5 protein-coding genes are annotated in these 11957 nt (G+C 63.1%); 2 read left to right on the plus strand and 3 right to left on the minus strand.

The window, feature by feature from the left end:
* Nucleotides 1-23: 23 nt before the first annotated feature.
* Complete coding sequence (locus tag AC1D1W_RS01940) at nt 24-1091, plus strand: ParA family protein (protein ID WP_476942785.1); 1068 nt, start codon at nt 24-26, stop codon at nt 1089-1091.
* Nucleotides 1092-1158: 67 nt separating this feature from the next.
* Nucleotides 1159-2391, plus strand: a complete 1233-nt coding sequence (locus AC1D1W_RS01945) for a ParB/RepB/Spo0J family partition protein (RefSeq protein WP_476942786.1) — start codon at nt 1159-1161, stop codon at nt 2389-2391.
* A 6319-nt stretch (nt 2392-8710) separates the two neighbouring features.
* Here the strand turns inward: AC1D1W_RS01945 and trxA are convergent.
* From trxA to AC1D1W_RS01960, 3 genes are all read right to left on the minus strand, one after another.
* Complete coding sequence (trxA, locus tag AC1D1W_RS01950; RefSeq protein WP_476942787.1) at nt 8711-9037, minus strand: thioredoxin; 327 nt, start codon at nt 9035-9037, stop codon at nt 8711-8713.
* Nucleotides 9038-9074: 37 nt separating this feature from the next.
* Nucleotides 9075-10031 (minus strand): thioredoxin-disulfide reductase, encoded by a 957-nt coding sequence (trxB, locus tag AC1D1W_RS01955; protein WP_243178148.1) that lies wholly within the window; start codon nt 10029-10031, stop codon nt 9075-9077.
* Nucleotides 10032-10323: 292 nt separating this feature from the next.
* Nucleotides 10324-11883, minus strand: a complete 1560-nt coding sequence (locus AC1D1W_RS01960; RefSeq protein ID WP_243178147.1) for a protein kinase family protein — start codon at nt 11881-11883, stop codon at nt 10324-10326.
* Nucleotides 11884-11957 lie beyond the last annotated feature (74 nt).

Raw genomic sequence — 11957 nt, forward strand, 5'->3', positions numbered from 1 at the left:
CGAATGAGAGTGAGCGTGTCATAGTGAGCAGTAGCGAAGCCTCCACACAACGGATCCCGCCGTTTGTGTCCCTGGGGTCCGCACGGGCGTTTACGGCTCCTGCAGTAGCTTTTGACTACTCCGGAAATCACACGGCTTCGGTTGCGAAGACGACCGGGATGGCCGGTGTTTCACGTGAAACATCCCTTCCGCACACGGGGAACGTGCTGGATTCCATCGATGATTCCAGTCCCATCGCCCGCGAACTCGCGCACGAAAACAAGCGCCGCGAGCGGTTGCTCGGCCGGCAGCTCCCCAAACCGGAGAAAACCCGGATCTTCACCGTTTCCAACCAGAAGGGCGGCGTCGGCAAGACCACGACGACCGTGAACATCGCCGCCGCGCTGGCGGCCGCTGGCCTGAACGTGCTCGTCATCGACATCGATCCCCAGGGCAACGCTTCCACCGCCCTGGGAATCGAGCACCACGCCGATGTCGACAGCATCTACGATGTGCTGATCAATGATGTCCCGCTGAAGGACGTCGTGGCCCCGTGCCCCGACATCGACAACCTGATCTGTGCGCCCGCCACCATCCACCTTGCCGGTGCCGAAATTGAACTCGTTAGCCTGGTGGCCCGCGAGCAGCGGTTGCGCCGCGCAATCGATGTGTACTCCAAGGAGCGCGCCAAGAATGGCGAGGAGCGGCTGGACTACATCTTCATCGACTGCCCGCCGAGCCTCGGGCTCCTGACGGTAAATGCGTTCTGTGCGGCAGGCGAAGTCCTTATCCCGATCCAGTGCGAGTACTACGCCCTCGAAGGCCTCAGCCAGCTCCTGAAGAACATCGAGATGATCCAGAAGCACCTGAACGCTGACCTGGTTGTTTCCACTATTTTGCTGACCATGTATGACGGCCGCACCAACCTCGCCGCCCAGGTGGCAGCCGRGGTCCGGGAGCACTTCCCGAAGCAGGTGCTCGGCGCTGTGGTGCCGAGGTCGGTCCGTATTTCCGAGGCGCCGAGCTACCAGCAAACTGTCATGACGTATGATCCTTCTTCCAGCGGTGCCCTGTCCTACCTGGAAGCCGCCGCGGAAATCGCGGAACGTTAGAATCTTTCAAGAATTGCACTAACCAGAGCCAGGTGAATCCCGGCTCTTCCACTGGAGGGATTTATCCATGAGCGATAAGCGACGCGGCCTCGGCCGTGGACTTGGCGCACTCATTCCAAGTTCCGCCGCGGCAAACGCCTCCGGAAACGGCGCTGCCCCATCCCGGCCCGTGGACCTCTTCTTCCCTGAAGCCCGAAAAAAGACCTCCGACGCCGAGCCGCAACCGGACGCCACTGCCGCACGGGACAAGGAGCCGAAGTCCACACCGTTCAAGGCCGACGATTCCGCTGATCTCACGGTTGACACCACTGAAACCGGCAGCGCTGCTGCCGCCGTCACCAAGAAAGCTCCCGCCCGAAAGTCGGCTGCTTCCAAGCCGGCCCCCGCTGCTGCCAAGGCGACTGCGTCCGACGCCGGCGAACAGCTGACGTTTGATTCCTCGCCCGAGCACGGCGACGAGGGTACTGTTGACCTCGTCGAGGTGCCCGGCGTCAGGTTTGCCGAAATCCCGGTTACTGACATCCACCCCAACCGCAAGCAACCCCGCTCGGTCTTCGATGAAGATGACATGGCGGAGCTGGTGCACTCCGTGCGGGAAATTGGCGTCCTCCAGCCAATTGTGGTCCGTACCTCAACCGAAGAGGGTGGCGAACCCTATGAGCTCGTCATGGGTGAGCGACGATGGCGTGCAGTACAGGCCGCGGGCCTGGAAACTATCCCGGCGATTGTCCGTGACACCACCGATGACGACCTCCTTCGCGACGCGCTGCTGGAGAACCTGCACCGCAGCCAGCTGAATCCGCTCGAAGAGGCGGCGGCCTACCAGCAGCTGCTCGAGGACTTCGGCACCACGCACGAGCAGCTGGCGGACCGGATCGGGCGTTCGCGGCCCCAGGTTTCCAACACCCTGCGCCTGCTGAAGCTGCCCCCGCTGGTGCAGCGCCGGGTCGCGGCAAATGTCATCTCCGCAGGGCATGCCCGAGCACTCCTGGCACTTCCTGACGCCGCGGCCATGGAACGCCTGGCGCAGAAGATTGTTTCAGAGGGCATGTCGGTCCGAGCGACCGAAGAAGCCGTGACCCTGTATCAGAGCCCCGCCTCGCCGGCCAAGAACAACATCCCGCGGGCGGGAGCGCGCCACGAGCGACTGGACTACCTGGCGTCGTCGCTGTCTGACCGCCTCGATACTAATGTCAAGATTTCGCTTGGTGCCCGCAAGGGGCGTGTCAGCATTGAGTTCGCCAGCGTTGAGGACCTGAACCGCATCATGGATGTCCTCACGCCGGGAGCGCCAAGCTAGGTCGCGACTCGCTGAGTTCTCCGGGAGGGTCTGTTTCACGTGAAACAGACCCTCCCTTTTTTGTCTCTACCGATGCTGCCGGTGCCGGCCAATTCGGTTCCGGCGGATTCGGTGGTGTCGGGTTCGGCGCTGTCGTGTTCGCGGCTGCGGGAGTGGGGCCGACGCAGCGCCGTGGTCCTTCTGTGGAAATTGTCAGTATTGCCGGATCTACTTCGGCGAGACTGAGGCACACGTGCGGAACGACGGGCTGGTGCTGGGCAGGCGGATGTCCCAGACTGGGACGGAGCTTCCTGCTGAGCATCCTGTTGTGGAGTCGATGGGCTTCCGGTGGCCGTACCGTCCACTCTGTTGCGCTTCGTGGGTGGAGCTTCTGATTCCATGGAACGGCTACGCCGAGTGAAATGGCGGCTGTACATACAGTTCTCCTTTATGCGGAAGGGGCCCCTCCCTGTCGATGCCGCTGCGATCGCGCTTTTCAGCGACAGCCATCTTCGCCACCTTCCAGAGCTCAATGAAGAGCTGAGAGGGAGCGGTCCATCAATGTTTCACGTGAAACGGGGCCGCGAATCTGCGCCTTGCCCCATCGAACGCCTTGCTGGCTGGTCGCCCAGGTGAGGACGCAAAAGGGCAGAAGAATCCGGCCACCGGCTGGAGACCGATGCGCTGTCGTCACTCCGGCAGCTGGACTGCGTCCCCGTCCATGGTCATGGCAATGCCGGTGGACTGGGATGCCGAGCGAATGCCGTCGTTTCGACCAAGGGTCCACCGTCTGCGTCATGACGGTTCAGCCTCCCCTTGAAGGGGGTCGGCCCGCAGCTATGGGCCACCTTTTCCTGGCGGCCGGGCCGGCCGCGGGTGCGCTATGCGACCACATTCATCCATGCCGATGCGAAGCAGGGGAAGCGACTCACTACGGCGCGGCTGCTGCTTGGCGGCGGTGCAAGCTCGCCGCAGCCACAGCCGAACCTCGGAGCGACTGTTGTACCGTTGCCAGTCTCTGCGGGGTCACCCGCTCCTGTGCGCCGCTGAAAGTGCCATACGGCGCCGCTGCTGCGTTGTGTGGCCGCGTGGTTGACTGAGGGAAGGCGAAGCCGACTGGAGCGCAGCTGAAGCCTTGCACGCCTTGAGATGCCCTGATGCGGCACTGTCCGCTCCTGGCAGAGGCCCGCGGCACTCTCCCGCTGCTTACGATCACGGGCCGTGAAGGCACCCTCCGTGAAGGAAAATTGAAGTGGGTGAACCCTGAGTTCGTGCAGAGGCCGGCAGGCTGGTCAGCTACGTGCTTCGTCGGGTTCGGCGATGGATTTGTAGGCCGTTCCGGTGGTTACGGTTGAAGTAGGCGTCCGACACGCGCCTCGAAACGAACCCTGGACAGAGGTATCGATGCGGGCGTGGACGAAGGTCGGGACAAGGGCGACGGTGCAGACCTGGACGCCGAGCTTGGCGTGCAGATCGGGACGAGGGCGACGGTGCAGGCCGGACGCCGACCTTGGCGCGGGAATGGACGCGGGCCGTGTTAGGGAGGGTGATCTGGCGTCGGTGCCGCAGAAAGTAGGTGGTCTCGATCGCGCGGGCAGAGGCCTCTCGTGGGACTGTGACAGCGGAAGCTGACCGGAGTTGCCTCCCTTTTGCGAATGTCTGCGTCCTTCGACTCCCCCGCCGGTTTGCTGTTCACCCCCCTTTCACTGGGTTGCCCCCGCGTCCTAGGTTCGGCATTCAATACTTGATTGTGCCCGTCAGTTTGCCGGGACCCGGGCAACCGGAACCGGGGCCCTGACACGCATCCTCCCCACCCCGGTATCCGGGTGCCATGACCGCCAACGTACTGCTGCAGTCCCGTCGCCGCATCCAGCCGTAACCATGCGCCATGTGGCATGTTGGTGTGCGAGGCATGCCTGATCTCCCTGAGGGCCCCGGCGGGCGTACTGGTCCTGTCGCATTCTTCAGCTTCCTCCGGCGAGCCGGACGCCTTATCCAATGGCCGAGATGGCCCTGTGTGGGGCTTTCCCGGCACCCCGGACACGGCACCCCTCATCCGGAATCGCGCACCGGACACCTAGGGCCCCCCACACTTTGCCGCTGCCGGCGCCTGCCGGCTTGCCGGTACCCGCTTGATGAGAGTGCAGCGCAGGTCCTGTACTGCTGCACATCGGCTGACCCTGCTGCAGAGTGGTTGGAAGGAGTCCTCCAGCAGGAGCTCAGGCCACGCGACGCACCCGCGAGAAGGGAAGCGGAGCCCACGTGAAGTAGGGCCGGGGTCGTACCGATCAGTCCCAGGCGTCAATCACGCCTTCCCTGCGGATTCAGCCTGGCCGGAACTGTCGGGGTGGTTCTTGTGTGGGCATCCAGCCGACACCAGAGGGAAGCTGCCGAGCTGCTGCATGTCCAACTACACGGCTACCCGGGCCGGGTCCGCTCCCCCGGACCAGCGTGTTTCGGGCGGCCAGGTTCGTCGCCCCCGGGCATCAGGGCGCAGTTGCCTTTAGGATCCAATCCGCTGACCGCGCCGGACCCGTAAGTTGGTGCAGCAACCGGAGGGATTCAAACCGCAAAGAAGGGAAGGCAGGCATCAGGGCCAGTCTGATTGGGTTCGGGACTTGTGCTTGCGCGTGTCAACTGTGCCGGCACGACCGGGCCGACCGCTTTTTGCAGTCCGGCGCCTCCCTCATGCGAATCCCCAAGTCGACCGGCAATGCTTCAGTCGGAACAGGACCAGTGCTGTCCCAGTGCAAACAACGTATGGCAAACACACGGTCGACGAGCCTCTTCGTGTCTGCATCGGCCAACGGACACATCGGGTCCGCGGACCGGCGTGGAAGGATGATCGAGCAGACAGACGCAGCGAGGGTGTGAGGCCCGCCAAGGTCTCCGTACTCACAGAATGTGAGCTGCCCGGCAAAGTTCGTCGGGTCCTCGGGTGTCGTCGTGGCATCTTGGCACGGCAGAGAGATCCCCTGGACGTGGGATGGAGGAGTTCCTTGGGACAGTGGCTCCGCTCCCCTGGTTCTCTTGAGTTCCGCCTGGCGCTGTGGAACAAGCTGGCTTCGGCCGGCGCGTCGGGCGATGCAATGGCACGCTGGCGGTCTCGGCGCGCGACGGGTTTGTTCGCCCCACGTGGATTGCAGTTCCCGGCCGCCTTGGTATGACACGTCCGGAGAGCACTTCACTGCAGGTCAAGGGTGCATCCAGGTGGGATTCGTGTGGCCGTTCCCCGCTCGGATTTTAGCCAGCGGCCGGTGGATGGGGCGGTGGATAGAGCGGTGGATATTGCTGTGGATAACTTTGTGGATTAGTGACTGATTGCAGCCCGTTCGTGTCGCCAGATTCTTGGGCGAGTTGTCGTCGTGACAACGGCGCCGAACGTCCTTTCAGGGCTCCCAGTCCGTTTCACGTGAAACATGATCATGGTGTGCAGCGACGATGGTCGAAGCATTCGCGAAGATGTACTAAATCGACGTTCTATGGTTAATTTTTCGGCGATATACGCTCTCCGCCGTGATTRCGAGCCGGAGTTCTTAATCGGGGTCCAGGACATGTCTCTGGGACGGTGGGTGGCTGGTCAGACAGCCAGTTCGGAGGGGCGACCGCCCTCGGCGGCCCACTAGGAAAGGGCATGTGAATAATCTCTCAGCACCTGTGGATAACAGTGTGAATAACTTCTGTGGAGAAACTCGTGGATATCGAGTGAGCTCCGGATTCTGTGGCCGCTGGACGGGCCGGGAATGCGCTTGTATCGGCCGCCGCTGACCTTCGCCTAGCGCCCAGGATGCCGGTCGTGAAGCTCGTGTATTGACAGTCGGAAGGCATTCACGGTGTCACCATGAGTGTGGCGATTTGCGGACAGATGCCGAGGGCTCGAAGCACATCCATAAAGGGCAGCGGCGGTCGCGGCGCCTGCAGGGGCGGGGGCAGGTTCGTGGCTGGACCTGGGTGTCCTTGGTCTGGCCGCCATGGAGTCGAACCTGCTGCGCCGCGACTGGCAGGGCAGGGGTCCAACCTTCATGAGAACAAGCCTTCATGAGAACAGGCGCGCGATCTTCTTGTTCCGCGAATATCGAATTGGCCCACCTCGGGGATACAGGAGCCGGCTCAATCCGCTCCCCCCTAGAGCGGAATAGGGCGCCCGGCTGCAGCCAGCACATGAGTTTGGGCAAGCCTTAATGTAGCTTGAGTGGTGCCTTAGACCGAAGCGGCCCGGGGCGGAGAGCGTGGGCATTGTTCAGCTGGGACATGATCATGCCGCGCGCCGAACGGGGATGGTGTTTGATGAACCGATCAGCCCACGAACTGTGAACAGGCACTGCGCGTTTGACCCTGGCTGCCGCCGGAGGGTCCATGGACAGGAACCCTGGGGAAGACGAGCGGAGCCTCGGGCAAGGCGAATTGGACGCGGACCGGAGGCGCAGAGACGCAGAGGAGCAACTGTCGAGACGCGCCATGAATTGAATATAGTGGGGGCCTAACCGGTGGAATCGCCTCAGGGCCGGGCCCTGTGTTTGGTCGGTTGCCCCATGGAAAGCAGGTCCGGTCCGTGCGTCCTACGCCACGCAGAGTGCGGGAACTGCGCCGGCGGTAACGGCGGCGGGGCGTGTTCATTCGCTGACTGACTGCCGCAGCGATCCGAAATTGATCGTCGGTTCGCTCTAAAATCAGACAACATAGGCCCTTGGTCGTAGGCGTGGGGCAGAGCGCACATGAGCACTCTGCCCCACGCTCCGGGCTGAGCTCAAGCAAGTTCCCCGCCCGTTCTGGGGCGTACGGCGCGCCGCTTCATAGGCACCTAGGTTCGCATGTCCACACACGCGGCGGCTCGCAGAGGCCTGAAGGGGCTGGCGGCGGTTCCCCCATCGTGGGCTACGGACGTGAATCTGGGTCTGCCTCGCTGGAGACTTTTACTGGTCCGCTGACATGTTTCACGTGAAACCGAGCGTTCTGGAGATGCCGGGACGGGGTGGGATTCGGTGGTCTGCGCGAAATCCCGTCTGTTGTGCGGAACTGTGGTCGCAGCCGGCGGTGCCGCATCGAGCGTTGGGCGAGGAATGTTGGCGTCCACGGGCACGGGCCACCGTCCTGGGGCCGCTCGGCCAACGTTGTGCCTGGCCCTTCCAGCAGGGAGGCGCAGACCATCGAGCGCATCTTTGCGTCCGTCACACCGGCCCCAATTCACGTGGAAATGGGTAAGCTGAGCCGATGGCCCCATTGGTTTATCTAAGAGCCAACTATCATGTCGTCCTCATGTGCGATTTATGGTTGGGACCAAGGGCGTTTCACGTGAAACATTGGTGCGGCGCCGGTGGGTGGAAGTATTCGGCGCTCTCGTGATGAGCCTTCCAGTTTCACGTGAAACGTAGGGACCCCGGAGGTGGGCGGGACAATTCGGAGGCCTGCGACGTACACACTGTTTCACGTGAAACAATGTCCGAACCGGCCGGTCGCTACACCTGGTAATGACTGGCAGGCGCTGATCGCCGTTCCTGGAAAAATGGACGAATATGTGTCGGTGGGACAGTCAAGTGCAGTCGTGGTCATCCGTCGCCCAGTACTATTTCGCCGCGGACCCTGGCGGCCCCCACCCCTCCCAGACCCATGGCGGACGTGCAGGAGTAGTCATGGCGTGTTGCGCTGACGCGGGGCTGCCCGATCTCGGGGCGGCAGTGGGGGTACTACGCCGCCCTTACGGCAGTATCGGTGGATGCCTTCCCGTCAGAAGACCGGGCTCCTGGTATGAGCGCGGCCTCCACCCTCGACTCCCCTGCGGTGGACAAAGAATGTTTGGAGCGCATCTAGAGTCCGGACTCATTCCCAAAGCCGCGTCAAATTTGCTGACCCTTCAAGAATTGGATGTTTCACGTGAAACATCATTGTGTGACGGTCACCCACTCTGGAATATTGGCGACACGACGCCCGGCCGTGACCACGAAGGCAACGGAAATCGAGTGGGATGTCCCTACCGGAAACCGTTCTCTTCTATGCGCGGGCGCACACGGCGCAGCAACTGCTAGGTGGATCGTCGCGACCACCATGTTTCACGTGAAACAAGGCGGTGGTGTCCCCTGCGCAACGGCCAAACACCTTCCGTGCGTGTCAGCACGAATAGCAGTTCGCCGGCCGAATGATGGCCCATTCCACAAGCCGGCAGCAGCCAAGAGAATTGTCAGCCAGCAGACAAAAAACAATGCCGATAGACAGCCACCCAAGGTTGTAACAACGGTTATGGCAGATCTATGGTGTGTCCGCCTAGTCCTACTCCCCGACCGATGGCCTTGGAGCACAACAAAAAAGTGGCCCCCGCCAGAAGCGGGGGCCACTCTCGGTCGGCCTAGGACAGGACGTCCGCAAATTCCTTTTCGAAGAACTGCTTGGGCCGGGCGCCGATCACGGTGCCCTTGACCTCGCCGCCCTGGAACAGGTAGACGGCAGGGATGGAGGTGATGCCGTACTCGGCAGCGATGGCCGGGTTGTCGTCAACGTTCACCTTGACCACGTCAACCTTCTCGCTGTACTCGACGGAAATCTCGTCAAGAATCGGACCCAGCTTGCGGCAGGGGCCGCACCATTCGGCCCAGAAATCGACAATGACGGACTTCTCGGAGGCCAGTACATCAGTGCTGAAGCTGGCGTCCGTTACGTCTTTTGCGTTGCTCATAACCTTTGTCTCTCTTCCGTTGGTTGCTGCGCGCCGATTAGGCGTGGAAATCTGCGAGGTAGTGCTCGACGTCGAGGGCCGCCACACATCCGGAACCGGAGGCGGTGATGGCCTGGCGGTAGGTCGGATCAATGACGTCGCCGGCAGCGAAGACGCCCTGGACGCTGGTCTTCGAGGTGCGGCCGTCCACGGCGATGGTTCCCTCTGCGGTCAGCTCGAGTTTGCCCTTGACCAGATCGGTGCGGGGATCGTTTCCGATTGCCACGAACACTCCGGTTACGGCCAGTTCGGATTCCGTGCCGTCCACCAGGTTCTTCAACCGCAATGCGGTGACTTTGTCCTGTCCCAACACGTCTTCCACGCCGGTGTTCCACACAAAGTTGATCTTCTCGTGGGCCAAGGCGCGGTCAGCCATGATCTTTGAAGCGCGGAGGGCATCGCGGCGGTGGACCACCGTGACGGACTTGGCGAACTTGGTGAGGAACAGGGCCTCTTCCATGGCGGAGTCGCCGCCGCCGATAACGGCAATGTCCTGATCCTTGAAGAAGAAACCGTCGCAGGTTGCACACCAGCTCACACCGTGGCCCGAAAGCCTCTTCTCGTTCTGCAAGCCGAGCTCGCGGTAGGCCGAGCCGGTGGAAAGAATGATAGAACGGGCCTTGAAGGTCTCCCCCGTGCCGATGGTGACCGTCTTGACGTCGCCGTCGAGGTCCAAATCGGTGACGTCCTCAAACTGGATCTCCGTGCCGAAACGGGCGGCCTGCTTCTCGAAGTTCTCCATCAGGTCCGGGCCCATGATGCCGTCGGGGAACCCTGGGTAGTTCTCCACGTCCGTAGTATTCATCAGTTCGCCGCCGGCCGTAACCGAGCCTGCCAGGAGCAGCGGCTTCAGGTTCGCGCGCGCCGTGTACACCGCTGCGGTGTAGCCCGCCGGGCCGGAGCCGACGATGATGACATCACGTACTTCGGAGGCAGTGTTTTCTGCGTTGCTCACTGAACGGTGAACCTCTTCCTTTGTCGATGCGCCCGCCTCGATGGCCGGCCACATGGCACAACTATTGCCGGGCATTGAATATTCCGGCCGAAATGGGCGTCACGGAGCAACACCACTACTCAGGGTACCGGTTTGCCGGGGCCGGGGCCGGAGACGACCCAGGATTACCGGCCCGCCGGCGGGCACGACCGCCGCCGCACGACCGCAGCCTTAGAGCGCAGCCGCGGCCTTACAGCGCAGCTGCAGAGCCTACGCCGCAGCCTTACAGCGCAACGGCGGCCGCGCAGGGCCGCTACTGGACTTTGATTTCGGCCAGGCGCAGGCCGTACCCATAGCGGGTCTTGGGTGCGGCCAGCTTCGGAAGCTTCTTGATGGACACGATCACGTACTGCGCCGTGACGGGTTCAGACAGCGGCATGGTCAGGTCCGGTGACGTAAAGCTGTTGCTGCCAATCTGCTTTGCACCGTCCAGGGTCGGCTTGTCATTGGTGAAGACGCTGATGTTGCCCCCGGAGGCCCCCAACTGGCTCAGAGTGACTGAGGAGACCTTGGAAGGGTCCTTCAGCTTGACCACGAGCGGAACTTCGGAGGCGAGTCCGCCCCAGTCGTCCGTCGCGAATTCCATGTCTGACCAGAAGCTCGCGCCGTTCCCGTCAAAGGTCTTGACGAGGTCGGAGTCGTAATTTCCGGCGAAATCGAAGTTGCCGAGTCGCGTCACGTCTTCGATGACGGGCGGTCCGGCCGCCGGCGCCTCGGTGGCGGTCGACGACGGCTGCGCGGTGGACGGTTCCGGTGCGCTGGAGGAGGCGGAGGTTGCGGCGTTGGTCTGCGGGCTGCTCTTGAAGAGGCTGCCAAGGTTGGTGACCGCGAAGATCAGGCCCACCACCAGCACGGCAGCCAGGAGCCCGCCCACCAGCCAGCGCATGGAACGCGGCTCCCGGTTGGGCTCGTCCTCGTCTTCGTACTCGTACTCGTCTTCATCCTGGTCGACGGCGGCACGGGCGGAGGCGGGGAAGTTGCCCGGAGCCCGATCCGCGGAGTCGAAGCCGGCAGCAGCCACTCCGGCAGCCGTGGCTGCGCCGCCGTGGTGCTCTCCGCCGTGCTGATCGTCACCGGTGTAGTCGTCGTCGGACCACAAGGAAACTTTTGGTGCCGAGGCGGTTGCCGGCTGCTGCGCTGCCGGTTCGGCCTGGCGGGGCGCGCCGCCGTTCTGGACGGGCTGCGGCGCCGTTGAATGCGCGGCCGTCTCCTGCGGTGCGGTTGTGGGGGCTTTGGGTGCCCTGGCGGCCGCCCCGGCTGCTGCCGCGACGCCTGCCGCGGCAGCAGGAGCGGCCGCGGGCCGCGACGGTACTCCCGCGGGGGGCGCCGCCGGGGAAACCGGCGGCTGTGCGTTTGCGCCCTGGGCCTGGCCATAGTTGATGTACCCGGCGTCGACTTCCTCGTCGTCGTAAAGCCCGTCGTAGGTTTCGGGTTCGTGGGAGCGGGCCTGCCCAAAGATCTCGCTGCCCAGCGTGTCCGTGAAGAAGGGTTCGACGTACGGCGGGTTGGAAGAGACTACAAGATCCAGCAGATCCGCCGCCGAGGTGTGGTTGGTGATCAGGTACGTGGTGGCATCGCTGACGCCAAGATCGAGGATCTGCACGTTGCCGGGGCGTTCGCCCGTGGCCACTTCACGGGCGCTCTGGGCCACCTGATCGGCGTTGCCCGGGCCTGCGACGAGGATGCTCACGGGGCGGTTGAGCACCTGGTCCACACCGTCCAGCACCAGATCCTGGTCATGTGAGGTCAGTACGGTGGCAGTGACCTTGTAGCGGCCACCGAGTACTGATCCGACATCGATCGGGTGGGACACGGGCTCCTCCTAGACTGTCCGGGACCTGCCGACGTGGTCACTCCGAGAGCGACCGTGTGCCCTCCGGTAAGCCG

This window comes from Arthrobacter sp. P1_B4, from assembly GCF_056406555.1.